The sequence below is a fragment of the Bacillus sp. JJ864 genome, from assembly GCF_036963045.1.
Lineage (GTDB): Bacteria > Bacillota > Bacilli > Bacillales > Bacillaceae_G > Bacillus_A > Bacillus_A pseudomycoides_C.
This window is the reverse complement of record NZ_JBALLY010000002.1, coordinates 51481-75331: the sequence shown is the minus strand read 5'-3', so window position 1 is coordinate 75331 and position 23851 is coordinate 51481. Positions and strand designations below refer to the sequence as shown.

The following is a 23851-nucleotide window of genomic DNA, read 5'->3' as shown; positions in this document are numbered from 1 at the left end:
ATGCGACATATATAAAAAAAAGCACACTATCTTCACAGATAGTGTGCCAATCTTACACATTTTTATTCTTCTTTATTTGTTTTCTTCGTATCTTCTATTGGCCCAGTATTTCCGTTTGCTTCTTGCTTTTTCAAATCGAAATATGCGTCCATAATTCGGCGCCCAATTTTTTTACTTACTGGGTTTTGATCACTAGACAACCATGGAACAACAACAGAAAAAGCAACTTCTGGATCAGATGCCGGTGCATAGCCAACAAGTGTTAAATTATATATGTTTCTATCACCTATCTGCGCTCTTACTTCTTTTGCATTTGGACCAGCATAAACAGACTGTGCAGTTCCTGTTTTTCCTGCTGGATCATATGTTGCACCAGCAAAACCATTCGTATATCCTGTTCCATTTGGTGTTTGCATAACCATTTTAAAGCCCTCTTGCACACGGTTAATATATTCATCTTTCATATCGATTCGATTTAAGACAACCGGCTCCACCGAATCCACTACTTTTCCTAACTCTTCAGGTTTGGAAGTCGGCGTGCGAATTTCTTTTACGACCTGTGGTTTCATTCGATAACCACCGTTGGCAATCGTTGATACATATTGCACCAATTGCAGCGGTGTATACGTATCAAACTGTCCGATTGCTAAATCGAGTAACTTACCAGGTTGTCCTGGTGCATTTCCTTTTACTCCTGCCATCTCATTTGGTAAATCTATTCCCGTTGGTACTCCAAGACCAAATTGACTGTAGTAATAACGCATTGTATCAAAGTCCTTTTGTTTAACACTTAATGGACCATTATAAACATAATCTACACCCGCGATTTTCATCGCTGTTTTAAACATATATACGTTAGAAGATTGTTGCAGGGCTGTTAAATCATTAATCGCCCCCATTGTTTTCCATGATTTTTTATAATCGGTTCCTTTAAATTTAATTGCTTCATCGACCATTACATCTCCTGGTTTAATAGCGTCTTCTTGATATCCAGTCAAAAGAGTTGCACCTTTTACAGTCGAACCCATTTCATATGCACTCGTCATCGTGCCAAGTGCATAATCTTTTATCACACTTTGCCCATTTTCTTCCCCAAACTGTTTACCAGCCATTGATAAAATTTCTCCGTTTTTCGGATTCATCATCACAACAAACGCACGGTCCATATATTCCGCTCCGCCTGAAGCTTTTGCTGCTTTCATTTCTTCTTCAATAATTTGTTCAACTTTCTTTTGCAGCTCCATATCAATGGTCAAATTTACATTCTTTCCACTTTCTCCTTTAGAAAGATAAACAGTCTCAAGAATATTTCCCTTTTGGTCCGTAATATTTTTCACTTGTGCTTTCATGCCGTGCAATACATCTTCGTATTGCTGCTCAAGATAACTTTTTCCGACACGGTCATTACGGTTATAATCACGAACTAAGTAATAGTCGATATTCTCTCGCGGTAATCCTTCATCGGAACTCGTTACACCGCCAAGTACAGTGCGGAACATATCTCCATAAGCATAGTGACGGTCCCAATCAACTGTAGTGTCTACCCCTGAAAGTTTTGCTAAATTCTCACTAACTACAGCATATTCTTCCGGTGTAACATCTTTTTTAATAATTTGCGGCGTCATTGCATAGCCGCCTTCCATCTTACTCTTAATTGCTAATACTTCTAAATCGTCAGGAGTTAATTCATTTAATTCCGCTTCTGTAATACGATCAAGCTGACGTTGTGCCAGTTGTTTATCATCAATTTTTTTCGCTTTTAAATCAGCTTCATCTTTTTTCGTAATTTTCGCTTTTGCCTGTTCTTCATTTAACAGAATCCAAAAATCTTTTTTATCTCGCTCCGTTAATTTATCAGTCGGTACATCAAGCAGCTTTGAAAGTTGCTTTGCTGTTTCTAAACGTTCTTCACGTTTTGACTCCTTCGTTCTTGTATACGTAATCGTTCGAAGTGGTGTATTATCTACCACCGCACGGCCATACCTGTCAAAAATCTTTCCGCGCGGAACAGGGGTACTTACCGTTAAGTTTTCCTTTCGGTTTACTTCATTTTTATAATCTTCACCATGGACAATCTGTATCATACCTAATTTAACAATTACTGTTGAAAACAGTAAAAACACACAGAAAAACAACACGTTTAACCGAAATGGAACGTGGGTTTTCTTTTTTTTCTTTTTCTTACTCATACGGACCCCCTCTACCAACAGCTATGTAAGCGGAAAGGGACACCTTCTTCAGGTGTCCTCGCTACTGTCATATACGTTTTACTATTTTAACATAAAATATCGCAGAAGTTAACCTTCTCCTTCTGTTGTATTTTGCGTCGTTTGTACAGCCGCAAGCCCTGCATGGCATGCTTTTTCATCATCGTATTTGACATTTCGAATCGCAAAATAGATAAGTAAATGTCCAGCACCTAATATTAATAATAAGATAGGCAAGCTTTTTTCTGCCGGAAATAATGAAACTGCTAACAAAAAACTTAAAACCGAACAGATTCTTCCTCCGTTTAGCCATAGTTCACGAACAACAATATATTCTACTCGCCGCTCCTTTGCTTGTTTAGCTCTGCCTATTATATCATATGTCATTGAACCATATGGAACAAGAAGAATCGGATACGCTACGGCAATACAAGCTGCATAAATAAGTAATTTCGTATACGTGACATGAAAGACAACTAAAAATACAACTGCATATAAAATAATTCCACCGAGTAAAATAGCTTTTTTTCGCCATTCCTTTTTCAATACTCGTGCTACTAAATAATAGCAAATGAAAGAAACAGCAGAATTTACAAGCCCATATTTCCCCAGCGCTAATTCGCTACCAGAAGCCATATACACATATACAGAAATAACAAATATAAATGTACCTTCTCTAAGTCCTTGAAAGAAATGAGCAAGCGTAATTCTTCCCCAGTTTTTATTCACTTTTCTCTCTTTCATTACTTCAATAATTTCGTAACGCCCTTCACATTCACGTTTCGTCAGAAAAAAACTGACAACTATTGCAATGGTAAATAAGGTTAACGATAGGAAAAAAACGAATGTATACCCATTCCACTTTTCCATACGTGAAATAATAAGCCCGGATGCAATTGGACCAATCATACCTGAAAATGAGGTAAGCAGTCCGAGAAATCCGTTAAAAAAGTCACGTGTTTCCGGCTCTGTAATTTCAAATGTTAATAAATTAAATGAGAGCCAGTAAAATCCATATCCTATCCCAAGTAAGCCACCGATAAGTAAAATATACTGCGAAGCATTCGTTCCCGTCAGCAATACAACAATAAAAAAAACAGCTAATGTTGTTACACCAATGCGGAGTAAAATCGTACGATCTACTCGTTTCGCTAGTTTTCCGGCAACAAGAAAAGTCAGCGGCTGTAAAACAACGCTTGCTAAATTATAAAAGCCAATATTCATAAAATCCTTCGTTTGTTTCCATAAATAAATATTTACAAACGTATTGGATAACGAAATGGCCAACGTATATAACCCGCCAATTATGAGTAATAAAACTAAATCACGATTCACCTCAACATCGCCAACTAAATGTTTCCATTTCATATTAAACTCTCCTTTACTTCATGTTCTAGTCTTCCAAAGAAGGTCACAATTATGTAAAGAAGAAAAGTAGAAAATGAAACTTTCATTAGTAAGCATTTTTCTCATTAATATTGAGGTGAGCCAATCAACTCTCAAAAAAAGCATAGAAAAAAACTAGGAGAAATATCTCCTAGTTTTTACAATTATTATTATTTTGCGTCTTGGTAACGTTTTTCAACTGCATTCCAATCTACAACGCTCCAGAAAGCATTGATGTAGTCAGGACGACGGTTTTGGTAATGTAAGTAGTATGCATGCTCCCAAACGTCTAATCCTAAAACTGGAGTTTTCCCTTCCATTAATGGAGTATCTTGGTTTGGTGTGCTTGTTACTTCTAATTCACCATTGTTTACAACTAGCCATGCCCAGCCAGAACCGAAGCGAGTTGCGCCTGCTTTTGCAAACTCTTCTTTAAATGCATCAAAGCTACCAAATTTCGCTTCAATTGCACTTGCAAGTTCACCTACTGGTTGTCCACCGCCATTTGGAGAAAGGATTGTCCAGAATAAAGAGTGGTTTGCATGTCCACCACCGTTATTGCGTACTGCTGTGCGAATTGCTTCTGGCACTTCGTTTAAGTTTGCAACTAACTCTTCGATGCTTTTTTCTGCTAATTCCGCATGTCCTTCTAATGCAGCATTTAAGTTTGTTACATATGTGTTGTGATGTTTTGTATGATGGATATTCATTGTTTCTTTGTCAAAATGAGGTTCTAACGCATCATACGCATAAGGTAAATTTGGTAATTCATGTTTCGCCATTGTTATATTCCTCCCATTGTATGTATTGCCGATAATGACTTGGCATACAAATTCATTTTACCCTAATTACATAAGGGTGAAAACAAATTTAGCGTATTGCCTCGCTAACATTAAGGTAGCAAATTTCCCATTTCTTTTCAAACGAAATGCTCATACATTTCGTAAAAAAAGCTTCCTTCTATAAGGAAGCTTATCCGCTATGTATTAATATACGAAATGGATATGGACCCTGTAGGACTCGAACCTACGACCGGACGGTTATGAGCCGTCTGCTCTAACCAGCTGAGCTAAGGGTCCGTGATATATGAATAGCCGCTACGGCATCGCCGTTATCAACCATATGCTCTCTCTACATACAAGTTAAAGAAACGACATCAAAACCCCTTTCTTTTTAGGGGAGGACGAGAGCATCTGGCCATGCATAGAAACGGTCAGGGCCTTTTCCTACCACATGCAATGTTTAAAACAAAAGGAGTAAGCAAGTAGCGATCATGTTGTATTCTGCATAGCAGCGACTTATATGTAAAAAAAATTAAAATAGATTTATATAGCCAGTTCAACTGCGATGGAATGGATGATTATATGTAAAAATGTAAGATAAATTTACCATAGTAAAAAGAAATGTGTCAATTGTATTTTCACATGCGACATGATATATCTTGTGATTCCTTAAAAACATACGTTACAATGAGATTGTAAATCAATATATTTAAAGAAGGAAGTGAATGCATGTCCATATTTACACAACTATTTAAAAGCTTATACGCACCAAAAGAGATGGCAATCTTTCGTTTTCAAAAAATCGGAAAGACGATTCTTTACATAATGTTACTATGCCTGCTTGCTACCGTTCCAAAAACGATTTTATTTGGAAATTTCGTTCAAGAGGGCATTCATTTAATCGATCGCGCTATCGAAAAAGATGTGCCTGATTTTAAAATTGAAAATGGCGAGCTGCACGCAGACATTAGCAAACCAATTGTAAAAGATGAAACAGATTTTATTTTTGTATTTGATCCAAACGCAACAGACACAAAAGCCTATCCAAATCGAGATGGTATATTCATTTTAAAGGATAAAATGATTTCAACAGCACAGCAACAAACACAATCCTTCCCATATACTGATTTTGGAAATACAACGTTTGAAAAGAAAGATATCCAAGAAATCGTTTCATTCGTTGATAACATCTCTCCAGTTGCGATATTCTTAATCGGGATATTTATTTACTTATTCCAACTATTTATTACATTTCTTGGTGTTACCCTATTGGCATTTATCGGCTCTGCAATGAGCGGAGAGCGTAAATTATCTTACAAACAAGTTTGGACATTAACTGCCTATAGTTATACAATCCCAACTATATTCTTTATGATTATGGACTTATTAAAAGTGCATGTCCCATTCTCATTATTTATATTCATTGGTGTTGTCCTCATCGTTCTTTATTTAACAATAAAAGAAGTGCCAAAACCAAAAGAAAAAAATTCACTATAAAAAATGCCTTTAAGGCATTTTTTTTTTGGACAAGCATATATTTCTCTACAAAGGAGTGGAAAAATATGAAAAGGCTTGGCGGTGTCTTGTTACTACTTGTTCTCGGTTACGTCTTGTACTATGATATGACAATTGGCACGTTACCGTTGCTTCATACATATTCCAAAACAAAAGAAACTTCAGCTAAAGTTGCAAGTAATAAACAAAAAGAAAATACATCACTGGCAAAATATAAAGTCATTGAAGTAAAAACAGGCGATACCGTTCTCTCTGTTACAGAAGAAATTAATAAGAAAAAAGTCCCTTCTATTGAAACAGTTGTTACGGACTTCAAGGACTTAAATCAAAACGACTCTCCAGCAAAATTACAAGTCGGGAAAAAATACAAATTCCCCCTCTATCCGTAATAACATCACATAATCCTTGTCAATTACAGTAAGGCGCTGATACAATAGGAAAAGTGAAACTATATAAATACAACTAAAAAAACAACATAAAAGCTCCTTTTTTTAGTTGGGCGAGAGCATCTGGCCATGCATAGAAGCGGTTAGGGCCTTTTCCTGCCACTTTCAATGGTTAAAACAAAGGGAGAAAGCAAGTAGCGATCATGTTTTTTCTGCATAGCAGTGACTTGTATGTTGAAAAATCAAAATGGATTTATATAGACATTTAGCTTCACTTGACAAATACTGCATATAATATAAATGCGTTTGTCTACAAAATAAGAAACTTCTTTTATAAGGAGAGCGATCTATTCGTGAATGAAATAACTCATCGTACAAAAACACGCCCTGTTAAAGTTGGAAATTTAACAATTGGCGGTAATAATGAATTAATTATACAAAGTATGACAACAACGAAAACACATGATGTGGAAGCAACAGTTGCTGAAATTAAGCGTTTAGAAGAAGCAGGCTGTCAAATTGTTCGTGTAGCCGTTCCTGATGAGCGCGCTGCAAATGCGATTGCTGATATTAAAAAACAAATTAATATACCTCTTGTTGCTGATATTCACTTTGACTATCGCCTAGCGTTAAAAGCGATTGAAGGTGGTATTGATAAAGTTCGTATCAATCCAGGAAACATCGGTCGTCGTCATAAAGTTGAAGCAGTTGTAAATGCTGCGAAAGAACGCGGCATCCCAATCCGCATCGGTGTAAACGCTGGTTCATTAGAACGTCATATTCTTGAAAAATATGGATACCCAACCGCTGATGGTATGGTCGAAAGCGCATTGCATCACATTAAAATTTTAGAAGATCTAGATTTTCATGACATCATCGTATCGATGAAAGCCTCTGATGTGAATTTGGCAATTGAAGCGTACGAAAAAGCATCTCGTGCTTTCAATTATCCATTACACCTTGGTATTACAGAATCTGGAACTTTATTTGCTGGAACTGTAAAAAGCGCAGCTGGTCTTGGTGCAATCTTAAGCAAAGGTATCGGTAATACGTTACGTATCTCATTAAGTGCAGACCCAGTTGAAGAAGTAAAAGTAGCGCGTGAACTATTAAAATCATTTGGACTTGCTTCTAATGCTGCTACATTGATTTCTTGTCCAACTTGCGGACGTATTGAAATTGACTTAATTAGCATTGCAAATGAAGTAGAAGAATATATTTCAAAAATTAAAGCACCGATTAAAGTTGCTGTCCTTGGCTGCGCAGTAAACGGCCCTGGTGAAGCGCGCGAAGCAGATATCGGGATTGCTGGAGCACGCGGAGAAGGCCTTCTCTTCCGCAAAGGTGAAATTGTACGTAAAGTACCAGAAGAAACAATGGTGGAAGAATTGAAGAAAGAAATTGATAAAATTGCAGAAGAATACGCAGCAAAACAAGAAAAATAAAATGTAAAACTGCTAATAAAAAAAGCTTGTCAGTTTTAAAACTGACAAGCTTTTTATTGTGCACATTTCGGACAGCGTCCATATATTTCAAATTTATGTCCCGTTACTTCATATCCTGTGAAGTCTTTGTTCATGAATTCCATTGGACACGATGTAATTTCCTTCGTTCCTCCGCAATCTAAACAGATGAAATGATGATGGTGTTCTATAGTAGAACATTTGAAGCGAAAATGTTTTTCACCATTTAACTCTGTCTGTTCTAAAATACCAATTTCCACAAACAGAGTTAAGTTGCGATAAATGGTATCAAAACTAAGTCCCGGATAATCACCTTTCATATTAGCTAAAACATCTCTTGCCGTTAAATATTTATTATGAGCGGCAAATAAACGCAGCATGTCTTCCCTTTTTCCAGTATGTTTATAACCCTTCTCTTTCATAAGGTGTAAAGCTTCTGTAAGATTCATAGTTATCCCTACTTTACGCAGTTTTTTTCTTCTTCCATAAGATTGCACCGATTAAAATAAGAACTGATAACACAACAATTGTACCACCTGGAGCAAGATCAAGTTGATAAGAAGCTAGCATACCTCCAACTACTGCAATCTCACCAAATACAATGGAGAAAAAGATCGTTTGCTTAAAACCTTTCGCAATTCGAATACTTGCTGCAACTGGTATTGTCATTAACGATGAAACGAGAAGAATACCGACAACACGCATTGAAATCGCAATAACAAGTGCAACTAAAATAATAAAAATAAAGTGAATCCATTTTGCACGTAATCCTGTAGCTACAGCATATTCTTCATCAAAAGATAATAAAAACAGCTCTTTATATAATAAAATAATGACAGCAACTACAATCACAGCAACGAATCCAATAATAAGCAAATCACTACTTGTAACTGCACTCACACTACCAAACAAATAACTAAATAAATCTGTATTAAATCCATTGGCAAGAGAAATGAAAATTACACCAATCCCAATACCAGCTGATAAAATAATAGGAATTGCTAGTTCTTGATAATGTTTATATACCGTTCTTAATTTTTCAATAAGCAGAGCGCCACCAATAGAAAATATCATCCCCATATATAGTGGATTTAAAAAACCGCCCGTAAATACGGTTTTTTCTAATAATAAACTCGCTGCAATACCTGATAACGTAACATGACTTAATGCATCAGCAATTAACGACAAACGACGAATGACCACAAAGACACCAAGCATCGGGGCAACAAGTCCAATTAAAACTCCAGCATATAAAGAATTTCGTAAAAAATCATATTGCAAAAAATCCTGTATCATCGTATCCCCCCGTGATGCTCATGATCATGCTCTAAACGATGAACATGGTAACCATATAATAACGACATTTCAGCATCTTCTAACTTTTGGAACGTATCTACATTTCCGTGGAAATGAAGACGCTGATTTAAGCAAGCAACATGTGTAACTTTCTCTGTCACAGCTCCCATATCATGAGTGACAAGAATAAGTGTAATCCCTAAACGCTTATTTAAATGTTCTAGCATATCATAAAAACTTTCTACATTCTTTACATCAATACCGACAGTAGGCTCATCCAAAATTAATAACTCTGGATCACTTACAAGCGCACGTGCAATAAAAACACGTTGTTGTTGCCCACCAGAAAGCTCACCAATATTCCGATTCATAAACTCACTCATTCCAACATCAGCAATCGCTTTTGTCACTTTCGCTTTATCCATCTTTGTTAAGAAGCGAAACAAGCCTTTCTTAGAAACGAGTCCCATCGAAACAACTTCAAATACAGTTGCTGGGAATCCAGAGTTGAAACTATTTGCCTTTTGGGAAACATAGCCAATTTCATTCCAATCTTTAAATTTTTTACTATCCATACCAAACAACCGAATTGTTCCTTGTTTCGGTTTTAAAATCCCTAATATACATTTCAATAATGTAGATTTTCCTGATCCATTCGGTCCTACTAAACCTAAAAAAGCTCCTTTAGGAACTTGCAATTGAATGTCCTCTAAAACATTTCGCTCTTCATAACGAAAGGTTAAATTCTCGATTTCTAATATATAATTCATCATACCTCACCTATTCTAATTCAGAATGATTCCGATTTATCTCTGTTTAAATTATATTATAGCTCATTACGAGTTGTAAACCAATCTGTCCTAAAATATACCTTTCATTTTAGATAACTTATCTATTATAACAAAAAGCAGAGAAAATCTCTCCGCTTTTAGTGAATTGCTGATTTAAATTTTGCACCTTTTGTTTCTTGTGTATTCATAATGGTAATAAAAGCATTTTCGTCTACTTCATGAACAATCGATTTTAGCTTCGTTACCTCTAAACGAGTAATAACTGCATAGATCACTTCTTTTTCTTTATCCGTATAGCCACCTTTTCCAACTAATTTCGTTGTTCCGCGGCCAAGTCGATGTAAAATTGCGTTTGATACCTCTTCATAATAGTCCGAAACAATAATTACTGCTTTTGTTTCATCTAAACCTTGGATAACCGTATCAATCGTTTTAAAGGCAATATAGTATGTCATGACAGAATACATTGCTTGTTCTACGCCAAAAACGACTGCCGCCCAAGCAAAAACGAAAATATTCATAAACATAACAAATTCACCGACAGAAAACGGTAATTTCTTTGTTAGTAAAATACCTAGAATTTCCGCTCCATCCAATGAACCACCATGTCTAATCACAAGCCCAACACCAATACCTAAAATTAGTCCTCCAAAGACAGTCGCTAAAATTGGCTCTGTCGTAAAAGGCTGAATAGAATGTAATGTCGACTCAATCAAAGCTAAACATATGACTGCAAAAACAGAAGATAACATAAATGTTTTTCCTATTTGCTTATAACCTGAGTACATAAACGGTAAATTGAGGATTACAACTAAAGTGGAAAAGCTTAGCCACCAAATATTTGGTGTAAGGAAATCTAATATGAGGGAAACACCGATAATACCACCATCAATAATTTTGTTTGGAATTAAAAATAGCTCAAGTGCAACTGCTGCACAGCCAGCACCTATGACAATCATAACAAGACGATACACAAGATGAATTATACTTTCTTTTTTATGCATTTGTTTTGCCATACTACCTCCTCAAGTATCTATATATTTTATCCCTTTATTATAACATACCCTCCTTTTTTTAATGAGAAAACTGCCTGCTTTGGAATATACACAAGCATATTTTACATATATTCGGATATGAAGACAAAATAAAGGAGGGAGCATCATGAACCTCATTCAACAGTTTGTAAATAAAAAATTAAACAATATGACTTCTAAGGAATTATTAAAATATAGTGCAGAATACGGAGTGCCGATTACAAACGAACAAGCAGACAAAATCGTCACATTAATTCAAGGAAAACATATTAATATTTATGATGACCAAGAAAGATTACAACTTTTAAAACAAATTGCAAAGGTCACTTCTCCTGCTACCGCACAACAAATTAATACCCTATTTCAAAAATTAATAAAGTGAAACTTCCATCAATGGGATAAAATAAAAAAGGGGTGCTCCCCCTTTTTTATTGTTCTCTAATTTTCTGAAGAACCTCTTCATCAAACACACCATTTTTCAGCATTTCAATTTCAAATTTATACGGTGGCTTTTTATCGTTTTTATCTTCACCTACATATGGTGTTTCAAGAATTTTCGGTACATGCAGTAATTGTGGATGATGTACAATATGGTGCAATGTTTTATAACCAATATGACCGAAACCGATATTTTCATGACGGTCTTTTCTAGCGCCGCGCTCATTCTTGCTATCATTAAGGTGTAATACTTGTAAACGATCAATACCTATTATTTTATCAAACTCGTTTAAAACACCGTCAAAATCATTAACGATATCATAACCAGCGTCATGTGTATGACATGTATCAAAGCAGATAGATAATTTCTCATTAAGCGTTACACCATCAATAATTCTCGCAAGCTCCTCAAAACTGCGCCCACACTCTGTTCCTTTTCCAGCCATTGTTTCTAGCGCAATGTTCACTGTTTGATCAGTTGTTAATACTTCATTTAAACCCTCAATAATTTTTTGGATTCCTGCATCCGCACCGGCCCCAACATGCGCTCCTGGATGGAGTACAATTTGCTTTGCAACCCCTAATGCTGATGTTCTTTCAATTTCCATGCGAAGGAAATCAACACCTAGTTGGAATGTTTCAGGTTTCGTTGTATTACCTATATTAATAATATACGGGGCATGAACAACGATTTCTTCAATTCCATTCAGTTCCATATGTCTACGTCCCGCTTCTATATTTAACTCTTCAATCGGTTTTCTTCTCGTATTTTGCGGTGCTCCCGTATAAACCATAAACGTTGTTGCACCGTATGACACAGCTTCTTCACTCGCTGCTAATAACATTTTCTTTCCACTCATCGAAACGTGAGATCCAATTTTCAACATGTAATCACCTCTTATAAATGCAATAGCTATAATGATAGCATAATTTATCGAAATCTGACACTGTTAACTTCTCCACAAAAAAAAGATAAGGAAAATCCTTATCTTGTCTTTTTGTTATATTTCTTCTTAATCTTTTCGCGTTCCCATTCAAGCTTTTTCTTGTAATTCGGCTTTACTTTTTTCGGTTTTTTCACAACTTTTTGTGCCATAGCATCTAATTTGTCATTTGGTTTCTTACGGCTTTGACGGCGGCGGCGAGGTCCTAATTCAACCAACTCCCCTGCGCGCAAGTCCACATGTTTGAATTCAATATGACGTTGCTTTTCTAACGTATCTAACGCTTCTTCATCTGCTTGGTCATAAATGGTTGCCGCAATACCAGAATATCCAGCACGCGCTGTTCGGCCGACACGGTGAATAAAGAAATCTAAATCAGATGGAATTTCGTAGTTAATCACATGACTAATTCCCTCAATATCAATACCACGTGCAGCTAAATCTGTCGCTACAATATATTGAAATTCTAAATCACGAACTTGTTTCATCATTTTCTTGCGATCACGCGGTGATAAATCACCGTGAATACGACCTACTTTTAAACCGCGTTCCGCTAAACCATGCGCTACTTCCTCCGCCTTTTTCTTTGTATTCGTAAAGACGATTGCTAAATACGGCTGATATTGCAATAACAGATTTTTTACAAGTTCAACTTTATTACGGTGCCTTGACGGAATAAGGTGATGTTCAAGATTAATCGCTGCTATTTGCTTTGGATTAATATGAATATGCTCTGGATTCTCCATATATTTCTTCATAAATGGTTTTAACTTTTGCGGAATTGTCGCTGAGAAAACAAGCATTTGTAAATTTTTAGGCATACGTGCTGCAATTTTATCCACATCATGAATAAAGCCCATATCAAGCATTAAATCTGCTTCATCGACGATAATTGCAGAAACCGTATGTACAAATAGCGCTTGCTCTTCCACTAAATCTTTAATACGCCCTGGTGTTCCCACCACAACATGCGGTTGTTTCTTCAATTTTTCAATTGAACGTTGTTTATCTGTCCCACCGATAAAACAACGTGCTGTAATCATTTTGTCTTCTTCACAAAACTTTGTTATCTTTACGATTTCTTCATAAATTTGCTGCGCTAACTCACGAGTTGGAGCTGTAATTACAAGTTGTACTTCTTCTCTAGTTGCATCAATACGATTTAATGTTGGAAGTAAATACGCATGCGTTTTTCCAGATCCTGTTTGTGATTGTCCAATAATACTAACTCCCTTTTTCACAACCGGAAAAATCTTTTGTTGAATTTCTGTTGGTTCTGAAAAACGTAATTCACGAATTGCATCTATTAAAAATGGTTGAAAATTATACTGTGTAAATGTTTGCACTGTCATACATTCCACCTTCTTTCTTATTTCTACTGCGTTCATTAATCAGTCAAGTTACCATTATATCGAAATCTATGGGTAAAATCTATCTTTATATATATCCATTTTAATTTTTCAACATCTTTGTCTAGCTCTGGCTCCTAAGCCCTCATGTCTAAGAACCTTCCACACGAGAAGGTAAAAAACACCTTCTGTGTGAAAGAACCTTAGCCAACAGGCTTAAACAGTCGGCTCCGCTTTTCTTTATAAGTTGCTGCTATGAAAAATACACCATGACCGCTACTTGCTTTCTCCTTTTGTTTTAAACCTTGCATGGGGTAGGAAAAGGCTCTGACCGTTTCTACGCGCAGCCAGATGCTCTCGCCCCTCCTAAAAAGAAAGTTTTTGAACTTGTATATCTTTCGTTTAGCATTTCAACGGAAAAACTAACCTTCTTTCCCTCCATTGCATATTGTAGTGTATATTACCTAATTGAAGAAAGGAGGATTTCCTAATGTATATGAAACCCCCTCCCTATCAACAAATGTATACACAGTCTCCATATCCGCATACAATGTATCCAACACAAGGCATGCAACCAATGATGCCTAAGAAAAAAGGATTTCTTGCAAAATTGTTTCAAAAACAAAATCCCGCTGCAGATTATATGTATATGATGCCCCCCTATAGACAATTAGAAACATACCCTAATACACCATATCAGCAAAATCAGCCCTATATGCACCCTCCAAAACAGCAACAACAAATGGTCCAGCCTCAAATGATGGCAGAAGGTGAAACACGAGGAGGAAGTGCACCTAGTGGAATTAGCAGTTTTTTCACGAATTTTATTTCAAATCCCACTGGAATGATCAATAACGTCGAAAAAGTTGTCCAAATGGCCCAGTCCGTTGGTCCTGTCGTGCAGCAATATGGTCCGATTGTCCGCAACATTCCTAATATCATGAAAATACTTACCTCTGGAAAAAATGCGGATGAACAACAAACACAAGAGGTCAAAACAACTACTGCTACTCAATCTGAAGAAATCCCGATTACAAGCAAACCGCTTGTTCCTCAAACCACACTTGAAGATAAGATAGAAGTAGAAAATGTACACTCTAGCACCCCGAAACCAAAGCTATACGTGTAACATTTCTTTGTCATCTGCTTTCTTCTCCTTTATAATAAAAAGGATTAGCTTTATAAAAACAAATCCTTTTTTAAAGGAGCGGATTAATTACATGAAAATCGTTAAAATTTCTCCTCGCGGCTATTGCTACGGCGTTGTAGACGCGATGGTCATTGCGCGCAATGCAGCGCTCGATAAAACATTACCAAGGCCAATTTATATCTTAGGTATGATTGTCCACAATAAACACGTAACAGATGCATTTGAAGAAGACGGTATCATTACGCTTGATGGCCCAAGCCGCTTAGATATTTTAGAAAAAATTGAGTCTGGAACTGTTATTTTTACAGCTCACGGTGTATCTCCAGAAGTAAAACAACGCGCCAAGGAAAAGGGCTTAACAACAATTGACGCAACATGTCCTGACGTTACAAAAACACACGACTTAATTGAAGCAAAAAAAGAAGAAGGTTACCATATTATTTATATCGGTAAGAAAGGACACCCTGAACCTGAAGGTGCAGTCGGGATTGCCCCGGATATTGTCCATCTTATCGAGAAAGAAGCAGATCTTGAAGCACTTACCATTCCAACGGAAAAGATTTTAGTTACAAACCAAACAACGATGAGTCAATGGGATGTTCAACAAATTATGGAGAAAATTCAAGAAAAGTTTCCAACAGCAGAATTCCATAAAGAAATTTGTCTTGCTACGCAAGTGCGCCAAGAAGCCGTTGCAAAACAAGCAACTGTTGCTGATTTAACAATTGTCGTTGGTGACCCAAAAAGTAATAACTCTAACCGCCTTGCACAAGTATCTGAAGAAATTGCTAGTACAAAAGCATACCGCGTTGCCGATGTAAGTGAGGTCCAATTAGAATGGCTACAAGGCGTAGAAACAGTCGCTATTACAGCGGGGGCATCTACACCAACGCCTATTACAAAAGAAGTAATTGCATTTTTTGAACAGTACGATCCAACAAATCCTGCAACGTGGGAGCGTAAGCGAAACGTACCATTACAAAAAATCTTACCAAAGGTTAAGGCAAAATAAACTTTCCATCAGTGAAGGTTTTATTGCCCGCAATTAGCGGGATAATACAAACAAATCCGTTATCTCATAAGATAACGGATTTTATTTTTTTCATTCTATACAAATGTAAATGGATCTGTATGTAATTCTGAAGCATGTATACGCGCAGTAAATTTTTTCTCATCCACTTTTTCTTGTAATTGTTTTTGTACACCTTTTTTCATTACTTTTTCCACGTTATGTCCTGGGTCTACGATATTTAATCCGAGCATCATCGCATCATGCGCAACGTGATAATACATATCCCCCGTTACATATACGTCTGCCCCTTTAAACTTCGCTTGCTTTATATACTTATTTCCATCTCCGCCAAGTACCGCTACTTTTTTCACCGTTTGCTGTAAGTTACCAACAACACGAGCTCCCTTTACATCAAGGGATTGTTTCACATGTTCCGCAAATTGTTGTAATGTCATTTCTCGCGGCAAATATCCAATTTTTCCAAGTCCCAACGCTTCACCTTTGTTTTCTAACGGATAAATATCGTATGCTACTTCTTCATACGGATGCGCTCCAAGCATTGCCTTCATGATTTTACGTTGCAACGACGCCGGGATAATCGTTTCAATACGAACTTCTTCTACCTGTTCTAAACGCCCTGTCTCTCCAATATACGGATTCGTTCCTTCTTGTGGTAAAAATGTACCCTTGCCTTCACTATAAAACGTACAGTGACTATAATTTCCGATATACCCTGCTCCTGCATCACCGATTGCTTGACGTACTGTTTCTGCATGCGAAGAAGGAACAAATACAACTAGCTTTTTCATTTCTTCCGCATAAGTGGGAGCAAGCACCTCTGTTTCCTGCAATCCTAAAGCATCTGCCAATAAATCGTTCACACCGCCTTTTGCGATATCAACATTTGTATGAGCAGCATAAACTGCAATATCGTTTTTTATACACATTTCAATAATACGCCCGTATGCTTGCTCTGTATGAATTGCTTTAAGCGGATTAAAAATAAGCGGATGATGGGCAATAATTAAATTTACCCCTTTTTCAATTGCTTCTTGTACAACTTCTTCCGTTACATCAAGCGCAATTAGCACATTCTCTACCGGTTTATTTAATGCCCCCATTTGCAATCCAACTTTATCACCTTCGACCGCTAAATGTTTCGGGTACATACTTTCAAACAAAGAAATGATTTCGTATCCATTAGGCGTTTTACTCATGATAAAACCTCCTCAATCATACGGATCTTCTCAAGTACTTCTGCACGCTTCTCTTTTGTCTCTTCTGTTTCTGTTGCACGTTCTAATTGCTTACAAATATTTTCAAAGTTTTTTCGTTCACTTTCCCATTTTTCTACAAACACTTCATTTTTCTCTTTCATTAAAAATGGTCCCATGAATAAAGCTTCTTCTTTTTTCTCATTGTAGGGTGCTAGAACATCGCCCTGTTCTCCTACTAAAATTTCGTAAATCTTTCCGTCTTCTTTTACGATTTTTTCTTTTATTAATTCCCAACCATTCTCAATAAACCATTCACGAATATGATGTGCGGCAATGTTTGGTTGTAAAATTAAACGGGTTACACCCTTCAGCTTCTCTTTTCCATTTTCTAAAATATCACGAATTAACGCACCACCCATACCTGCAATTGTAATGACATCTACTTCGCCTGGCGCGATGACTTCTAAACCATTCCCTTTACGCACGCTTACTTTATCTTGCAAGCCGCATTCTGCTACTGTAGCTTGTGCAGAACGAAATGGACCTTCTACAACCTCTCCTGCTACTGCCTGCACAGCAATATGATGTAAAATTGTATAGCAAGGTAAATAAGCATGATCCGAGCCAATATCTGCAACAGTGGAACCTGCTGGAATTTCAAGTGCCACTTCTTCTAATCGTTTTGAAAGCTTTACTTCATTCATTTATTTCAATTGCTCCTTCTCTTTCAGTCTGTCTCCATGATAAAGAATTTATAGTTGTGATTGCAAGTAGATAAATCATTTTACTCTGTTTATAAACCATTTATTTTTAAATTCAATGTTTAGCAAATAAAAAAGCTCTTTACTTAGGCGTAAAGAGCTACTATGTAATCCACTATTATTTTTTCTTTGATAGCCAATCCGCCACTTTAGATGCTTGATCCGCTGGAATAATACCTGGTGGCATATTTCCTCTTCCTTTTACAATCACTTCTTGGATTTGATCTTTCGAAAGCTTACCGCCAACTTTTTGTAAATTAGGACCAACCGCCCCCTGTAATTGATCACCATGACAACTTACACAACTTTGTTTTACAATTTCTTCTGGCTTTGCTGCTGTTTGTGTCGTTTTCCCCCCGTTTTTCTTCGCGTCAGCTAGTTCCTTTGATTTATGCATGCCTTGAAATGAAAATACAAACATAACAATAATTCCCAATACAGCAATAAGAGCAAATGGAATTAACGGATTACGCTTCATTTTTTCTTTTTCCCCCTCTATATTCCCTAATATTTTGATGATTCAGTCATTTCTATTGTACTTGAAAACAATCTACCAGAAAAGACCAAACTACAATAAGTCAAAAATATTCCGTATATTCAATTAATTATCTCGCTACAAATTCACGTAGTTTTTTGCTAAATATCCACTTTTCTCATCATAAACAGTTACATTCTCCACATATTTTTGTTAAGAACACACGAAATTAATCGAAAAATCGAAAAATGACTATTTGCAAATCAAAAGACAATTCTGTAAAATAAATTACAAGAATTGTAATTGCTACTGACAAATAAAATTTAACAAAAATTAACAAAAGAAAAAAGTTTACTTCACATTAATGAAGTAAACTTTACACAAAGCTCTATTCTAAGAAATCTTTCAAACGTTTGCTACGGCTTGGGTGTCTTAATTTACGAAGCGCTTTTGCTTCAATTTGACGAATACGCTCTCTCGTAACGCCGAATACTTTTCCAACTTCTTCAAGCGTACGAGTTCGTCCATCGTCTAAACCAAAGCGAAGACGAAGAACATTTTCTTCACGATCTGTCAATGTATCTAATACATCTTCTAATTGTTCTTTTAATAATTCATACGCTGCATGATCTGCAGGAGATGTTGCTTCTTGGTCTTCAATAAAATCACCTAAATGAGAGTCATCCTCTTCACCAATTGGTGTTTCAAGAGATACTGGCTCTTGGGCAATCTTTAAGATTTCGCGTACTTTTTCAGGAGCAAGATCCATTTCTTCGCCAATCTCTTCTGGAGACGGCTCACGACCTAAATCTTGTAATAATTGACGTTGAACACGAATCAACTTATTAATTGTTTCAACCATATGAACTGGTATACGAATTGTTCTTGCTTGGTCCGCAATTGCACGTGTAATTGCTTGACGAATCCACCACGTTGCATACGTACTAAATTTATACCCTTTGCGGTAATCAAACTTTTCAACTGCTTTAATTAGACCCATATTCCCTTCTTGAATTAAGTCTAAGAAAAGCATACCGCGGCCAACATAACGTTTTGCAATACTTACAACTAGACGTAAGTTTGCTTCTGCAAGGCGGCGTTTCGCTTCTTCATCGCCTTCTTCAATACGTTTTGCAAGAGCAATTTCTTCTTCAGCAGATAGTAAGTCAACACGACCGATTTCTTTTAAGTACATACGGACAGGATCATTAATTTTTACACCTGGCGGTACACTTAAATCGTTTAAGTCAAACTCTTCTTCAGTTTTGGCTAATTGACGAGTATTTGGATCTTCATCACTGTCGCCAACTAAATCGATTCCTTGTTCACCTAAATATTCATAATATTCATCCATTTGATCGGATTCAATATCAAATCCGCTCATGCGTTCTGCAATCTCTTCATATGTAAGAACGCCACGTTTTTTTCCGAGCTCTGTGAGTTGCTCTTTCACTTGCTCAAGTGTCATATCAGTTTCAATTTGTTTAGAACGAGCTGGTTTATCAGCCATTTGTTCCCCTCCTTACGCGAGATACAAACAATGATTATAGTAAGTTTTTATACAAAAAGCTATTTTCTTGCTTTTCGTTTTTGCAAATATTCTTGAAAAAATCGTGCTGCTGCTAAATGATCTTCTTTTTCCATTTGCTTCAGCGTAAAAATATTTTCCATTTTCTTTAACTTTTGCTTATGCCGACGCAGCGCGTCTACATTGCCATGAAGCAATTCTTCTGAAAACTCAGGATTAATCATTTCATCTGTTGAAATATTAGTTACAATATTTTTCAGCTTTTCATCAGAAAGCCAACTTAGAAAGTTTGCGACTGACGGTTCATTTCCCTTTTCATAATATGCGTATAGCTCATATAAAATCCCTTTATGTTCTTCTGTATGAAAATCTTCTATATGAGGTTCGATACGAAAAGCGATATCTTCACTCTGCAACATGTGATAAATAAGCTCTCTTTCAGCTCTTTCAAAACCAGAAAATTTCGGTTTCGCATGAACAATTTGAGAAGGCTGTGCAATTGGCTTTGTCTGTTTTTGCTGTACCTTTTGTTCTTTGCGATATTGGTGCAATTGCCCCAGCAGTGTTTCCATTGAGTAAGCAAATTCCTGTGACAATGCCTTCAAATACGATTCCGCTTGCATTGCATCTTGCAATGACGCTAACTCTTTTAAAACACTTTTCACATAAGCTTCTTTTCCAGACTCATCTTGCAAATTTTTCCCTAAACGAAGATAATTTATTTTAAATCCAACAAAACTTATACTCGCTTGTACAAGTTTTTGAAACGCTGTTGTTCCATAACGCTGTACATACTCGTCAGGGTCTAATTTATCTGGCATAGAGACAACTTTCACTTCACAACCGGTTTGCAATAACAATTGTCCTGCTTTCATTGTTGCTTCTTGTCCTGCTTTATCACCATCATAGCAAAGAACAACAGTTTCAACATTACGCCGCAAAAGCTTTGCCTGTTCCTCAGTTAAAGCAGTTCCCATCGTAGCAACCGATTCTTCGATTCCACTTTTCACAGCAGCTAAAACATCCGCATATCCTTCAAAGAGAAGAACTTGTCCTCGTTTTCGAATAAATGACCTTGCTTGATGAAAGTTATATACCAGCTTGCTTTTATGAAAAATAGGTGTCTCTGGACTATTTAAATACTTAGGCGTATCATCCCCTAATGCCCGTCCACTAAAAGCAGCTACTTTCCCTTGCAGTGTATGAATTGGAAACATAACTCGTCCACGAAAACGATCATGATAACTGCCATCCTTCTCACTGCGAACAAGTAATCCAGCTTGCTCCATAACAGCAGGTGAAAAACCTCGTTTTTGTAAGATTTTTGCCGCTGCATCCCAAGCAGGAGTGGCGTATCCAATTTCAAACTTTACAATCATTTCTTTTGTAATACCTCGCTCTAGTAAATACGCAAGCGGCTGTTTTCCTTCTTCTGTATTTACTAAGAGATGATGATAATACTTTTTCAAAAGCTCGTGGGCTTGCAACATAATCGTGCTATCATCAGATATATTTTGTGTTTGCTCTAGTTCTGATGTAAAGTTAGCAACAGGAATACCATTTCGCTCACCTAATTTTTGCGCAGCTTCCACAAAAGACAGTCCATCTATTTTCATTAAGAAAGAAAAAACATTTCCCCCTTCTCCACATCCGAAGCAATGAAAAATTTGCTTATCAGCGGAAACAGAAAACGACGGTGAGTTTTCGCCATGGAAAGGACAAAGCCCAAAATAATTTCGACCTTGTTTTTTAAGCTGTACATATTCACCAATCACTTCAACAATATCAGATGATGTACGAATTTGTTCTACAACTTCTTCGGGAATTCTGTTCCCCATAACTCCATCTCCGTGTCGTATTTTGTATTCGATACAAATTAAAGGATTCCTTTATAATTCGACAATATTTTTTCTAAATTTGCCAAAAAATATTGTCGATCACGTTTAGAAAACGCTTTTGGCCCTTTTGTAAAGGTTCCTTGTCTGCGTAACTTCGCAGATACGTATCGATTATATAAAATTGTATCCATATGCTCATCGGTCACAATTGTGCCGCGCGGAGATAATACATATACTCCTTTTTTGACAAGAAGACCAGCAAGTCCCATATCCTGTGTGATAACGAGATTTCCTACTTCTGCACGCTGATAGATATAAAAATCCACCTCGTCTTACGCAGAATCTACATATACCCAATTTCCCTTCTGACTTCTTGACTGATGGGCGTAGGATGCGATAAACCAAATATCGACATGAAATTTTGCACTGACGCGCATAATTTCTTCCTTCACTGGACATGCATCTGCATCAACATAAATTCGAGTGATGTTTTGCATATTTCTCTATTCTACATCCCTTCTGTGAATCCTTCCATAATGTGCGTTTTCTTGTTCAGATTTTTGTCGATTTTACGTAAAAGCATGTCCTTTACAAAACCTATCACTAGTTTATTCTGAAAAATTGAAGTCTAAACGTAAAATGAATGTTTTTATCACAATTTTTTATTATAATACATTTTTCTAAACTTAGCTACATGTCCTTTTAATTTTTATAGTGGAGTGAAAAAAGCACATTCACCTTTGGTAAATGTGCTAAAACATTTTTTGGTTTTGCACTGCATTCACAATAATATTTGCCGTTTCTTCAATCGCCTTATTCGATACATCGATAACCGGGCAACCTATTCTACTTACAATCTGTTCAAAGTGTTTAATCTCTTCTTTAATACGTTCAATGTTTGCATAATTTGCTCCATCACTTAATCCAAGAGATTTTAAACGTTCTTTGCGAATATGATTTAATTGATCAGGCGTTATTTTTAACCCAAAACATTTTTCTTTCGGCACATGGTATAATTCTTCTGGCGGATCCACTTCTGGTACGAGCGGAACGTTAGCAACCTTTAATCGCTTATTATGTGCTAAATATTGCGAAAGCGGTGTTTTCGATGTACGAGAAATTCCAATTAATACAATATCTGCTTTTAAAAGACCTCTTGAATCTCTACCATCGTCATATTTCACAGCAAATTCAATTGCCTCAATTTTTTTGAAATACTCTTCATCCAGCTTTCGCACAACCCCTGGCTCATATCTTGGAGTTTGTTTTGTTATATCTTCAATTTGATCGATAAGAGGACCGATAATATCATAAACTTCTACGCCTTCTTTTTCTGCTTCTTCTCGTAAATATTTTCTCATATCAGGCTTTACTAATGTAAAACAAATAAGAGCATTATTACTTTTAGCAATAGAAATAACTTCTTTTAACGTCCCTGTATCTTCTACATACGGCACACGTCTAATATCCGGCGCAAATGGAAATTGTCCCATAGCTGCTCGAACAACTAAATCAGCTGTTTCTCCAACCGAATCAGATACGACATATACGATTTTACTATTCATTGCATTACCTCACTTTAAACGAATTGCCCTTACTCATGATTCACAAAATCAACGAATGCACGCGTAATATTTGTTTTTGTAATTCGACCAACAACTTCTAAACCCTGCTTCGTTTCCTTTACAACTGGAACAGAGTCAATCTGCTTTTCTATTAAATCCATTGCAACATCATACAAGCTATCTTCCTTACGACAAATCGTAACATTCGGCATTCTTGTCATAATAATATTTACCGGTAATGACGCTAAATCCTGCTTTCCCAAGCTTGCTCTTAACAAATCTTTTCGAGAAACAACACCAACTAACAATGTATTTTGATCAACGATAAATAAAGTGCCGACATCTTCTAAAAACATTGTACAAATCGCATCATATACCGAAACATTTTTATCAATCACAACTGGTCTAGATTGATAATCTTGTACGATAATCTTCTTAACCGCTTCTGAAAGCAGTTGTCCACCTGTTTTTCCAGTGTAAAAATACCCAACACGAGGACGCGCTTCTAAATAGCCAGCCATCGTTAAAATAGCCAAATCTGGTCTTAGCGTTGCTCTCGTTAAATTTAATTGCTCAGCAATCGCTTCCCCTGTAATTGGACCGTTGTCTTTTACAATCTGAATGATATGTTCTTGGCGCTTATTCAGTTCTATGATAATCACCACCTTCATTACAAAACGAAAAAAGTTATACTATCTCTTAAATATTATATAC

22 protein-coding genes, 1 tRNA gene and 1 pseudogene are annotated in these 23851 nt (G+C 36.5%); 6 read left to right on the top strand and 18 right to left on the bottom strand.

Annotated features, from left to right (window positions below; translation table 11 throughout):
* Nucleotides 1–62: 62 nt before the first annotated feature.
* From V7024_RS00895 to V7024_RS00880, 4 genes are all read right to left on the bottom strand, one after another.
* The gene (locus V7024_RS00895) at nt 63–2189 is read right to left on the bottom strand and encodes a peptidoglycan D,D-transpeptidase FtsI family protein (protein WP_335514352.1); all 2127 of its coding nucleotides are present in this window, start codon (nt 2187–2189) and stop codon (nt 63–65) included.
* Between the two features lie 108 nt (nt 2190–2297).
* On the bottom strand, nt 2298–3575 hold the full coding sequence (locus V7024_RS00890) for an MFS transporter (protein WP_335514350.1): 1278 nt from the start codon (nt 3573–3575) through the stop codon (nt 2298–2300).
* 188 nt (nt 3576–3763) lie between these two features.
* Nucleotides 3764–4375 carry a superoxide dismutase [Mn] gene (gene sodA / locus V7024_RS00885; RefSeq protein ID WP_020062649.1) on the bottom strand — a complete coding sequence of 204 codons (612 nt, stop codon included), beginning with the start codon at nt 4373–4375 and terminating at the stop codon, nt 3764–3766.
* Nucleotides 4376–4598: 223 nt separating this feature from the next.
* Nucleotides 4599–4672 (bottom strand) — tRNA-Ile (locus tag V7024_RS00880).
* A 432-nt stretch (nt 4673–5104) separates the two neighbouring features.
* On the opposite strand from V7024_RS00880, the gene V7024_RS00875 reads away from it, so the two are divergent.
* From V7024_RS00875 to ispG, 3 genes are all read left to right on the top strand, one after another.
* On the top strand, nt 5105–5872 hold the full coding sequence (locus V7024_RS00875) for a DUF1189 domain-containing protein (RefSeq protein ID WP_335514347.1): 768 nt from the start codon (nt 5105–5107) through the stop codon (nt 5870–5872).
* Between the two features lie 65 nt (nt 5873–5937).
* Nucleotides 5938–6279 carry a hypothetical protein gene (locus tag V7024_RS00870; RefSeq protein ID WP_335514344.1) on the top strand — a complete coding sequence of 114 codons (342 nt, stop codon included), beginning with the start codon at nt 5938–5940 and terminating at the stop codon, nt 6277–6279.
* Nucleotides 6280–6629: 350 nt separating this feature from the next.
* Nucleotides 6630–7721 carry a flavodoxin-dependent (E)-4-hydroxy-3-methylbut-2-enyl-diphosphate synthase gene (ispG, locus tag V7024_RS00865; RefSeq protein ID WP_020062652.1) on the top strand — a complete coding sequence of 364 codons (1092 nt, stop codon included), beginning with the start codon at nt 6630–6632 and terminating at the stop codon, nt 7719–7721.
* Between the two features lie 53 nt (nt 7722–7774).
* On the opposite strand, the gene V7024_RS00860 is transcribed toward ispG, so the two are convergent.
* The 4 genes from V7024_RS00860 to V7024_RS00845 form a co-directional block, all read right to left on the bottom strand.
* A complete protein-coding gene (locus tag V7024_RS00860; protein ID WP_335514342.1) occupies nt 7775–8188 on the bottom strand; it encodes a Fur family transcriptional regulator in 414 nt (137 codons plus the stop codon).
* A 13-nt stretch (nt 8189–8201) separates the two neighbouring features.
* Nucleotides 8202–9035 carry a metal ABC transporter permease gene (locus tag V7024_RS00855; protein WP_335514339.1) on the bottom strand — a complete coding sequence of 278 codons (834 nt, stop codon included), beginning with the start codon at nt 9033–9035 and terminating at the stop codon, nt 8202–8204.
* Nucleotides 9032–9805: a metal ABC transporter ATP-binding protein gene (locus V7024_RS00850; RefSeq protein ID WP_335514337.1), complete on the bottom strand. Its 774-nt coding sequence runs from the start codon at nt 9803–9805 to the stop codon at nt 9032–9034. The genes V7024_RS00855 and V7024_RS00850 overlap by 4 nt, the downstream gene beginning before the upstream one ends.
* Nucleotides 9806–9963: 158 nt before the next feature.
* The gene (locus tag V7024_RS00845; protein ID WP_335514333.1) at nt 9964–10842 is read right to left on the bottom strand and encodes a YitT family protein; all 879 of its coding nucleotides are present in this window, start codon (nt 10840–10842) and stop codon (nt 9964–9966) included.
* Between the two features lie 145 nt (nt 10843–10987).
* Between V7024_RS00845 and V7024_RS00840 the strand changes: the two genes are divergently transcribed.
* Nucleotides 10988–11242 (top strand): DUF2624 domain-containing protein, encoded by a 255-nt coding sequence (locus V7024_RS00840; RefSeq protein ID WP_098914935.1) that lies wholly within the window; start codon nt 10988–10990, stop codon nt 11240–11242.
* Nucleotides 11243–11288: 46 nt separating this feature from the next.
* On the opposite strand, the gene V7024_RS00835 is transcribed toward V7024_RS00840, so the two are convergent.
* Together V7024_RS00835 and V7024_RS00830 are read right to left on the bottom strand one after the other, a co-directional pair.
* Nucleotides 11289–12185, bottom strand: coding sequence for a deoxyribonuclease IV (locus V7024_RS00835; RefSeq protein ID WP_335514328.1), 897 nt, complete (start codon nt 12183–12185; stop codon nt 11289–11291).
* A gap of 98 nt (nt 12186–12283) precedes the next feature.
* Nucleotides 12284–13594 carry a DEAD/DEAH box helicase gene (locus V7024_RS00830; RefSeq protein WP_335514327.1) on the bottom strand — a complete coding sequence of 437 codons (1311 nt, stop codon included), beginning with the start codon at nt 13592–13594 and terminating at the stop codon, nt 12284–12286.
* Between the two features lie 487 nt (nt 13595–14081).
* Here V7024_RS00830 and vrrA point away from each other — a divergent pair, with 487 nt between their 5' ends.
* Both vrrA and V7024_RS00820 read left to right on the top strand, forming a co-directional pair.
* Nucleotides 14082–14720, top strand: coding sequence for a VrrA/YqfQ family protein (gene vrrA / locus V7024_RS00825; protein ID WP_438824424.1), 639 nt, complete (start codon nt 14082–14084; stop codon nt 14718–14720).
* A 91-nt stretch (nt 14721–14811) separates the two neighbouring features.
* Nucleotides 14812–15753 carry a 4-hydroxy-3-methylbut-2-enyl diphosphate reductase gene (locus V7024_RS00820; protein ID WP_335514324.1) on the top strand — a complete coding sequence of 314 codons (942 nt, stop codon included), beginning with the start codon at nt 14812–14814 and terminating at the stop codon, nt 15751–15753.
* A gap of 95 nt (nt 15754–15848) precedes the next feature.
* Here V7024_RS00820 and V7024_RS00815 read toward each other — a convergent pair whose 3' ends face one another.
* From V7024_RS00815 to V7024_RS00780, 8 genes and pseudogenes are all read right to left on the bottom strand, one after another.
* On the bottom strand, nt 15849–16970 hold the full coding sequence (locus tag V7024_RS00815; protein ID WP_335514321.1) for a Nif3-like dinuclear metal center hexameric protein: 1122 nt from the start codon (nt 16968–16970) through the stop codon (nt 15849–15851).
* Nucleotides 16967–17674: a tRNA (adenine(22)-N(1))-methyltransferase gene (locus tag V7024_RS00810; RefSeq protein WP_335514319.1), complete on the bottom strand. Its 708-nt coding sequence runs from the start codon at nt 17672–17674 to the stop codon at nt 16967–16969. Before V7024_RS00810 ends, V7024_RS00815 begins: the two co-directional genes overlap by 4 nt.
* A gap of 175 nt (nt 17675–17849) precedes the next feature.
* On the bottom strand, nt 17850–18209 hold the full coding sequence (gene cccA, locus V7024_RS00805) for a cytochrome c550 (RefSeq protein WP_335514316.1): 360 nt from the start codon (nt 18207–18209) through the stop codon (nt 17850–17852).
* Nucleotides 18210–18594: 385 nt separating this feature from the next.
* Nucleotides 18595–19716 (bottom strand): RNA polymerase sigma factor RpoD, encoded by a 1122-nt coding sequence (gene rpoD / locus V7024_RS00800; RefSeq protein ID WP_335514315.1) that lies wholly within the window; start codon nt 19714–19716, stop codon nt 18595–18597.
* Nucleotides 19717–19775: 59 nt separating this feature from the next.
* The gene (gene dnaG / locus V7024_RS00795) at nt 19776–21572 is read right to left on the bottom strand and encodes a DNA primase (RefSeq protein ID WP_335514313.1); all 1797 of its coding nucleotides are present in this window, start codon (nt 21570–21572) and stop codon (nt 19776–19778) included.
* Between the two features lie 38 nt (nt 21573–21610).
* Nucleotides 21611–22069 (bottom strand): annotated as a pseudogene (locus V7024_RS00790) (YaiI/YqxD family protein).
* Nucleotides 22070–22324: 255 nt separating this feature from the next.
* On the bottom strand, nt 22325–23137 hold the full coding sequence (locus V7024_RS00785; protein ID WP_335514310.1) for a pyruvate, water dikinase regulatory protein: 813 nt from the start codon (nt 23135–23137) through the stop codon (nt 22325–22327).
* Between the two features lie 29 nt (nt 23138–23166).
* A complete protein-coding gene (locus tag V7024_RS00780; protein ID WP_335514307.1) occupies nt 23167–23799 on the bottom strand; it encodes a helix-turn-helix transcriptional regulator in 633 nt (210 codons plus the stop codon).
* Between the last annotated feature and the right edge of the window lie 52 nt (nt 23800–23851).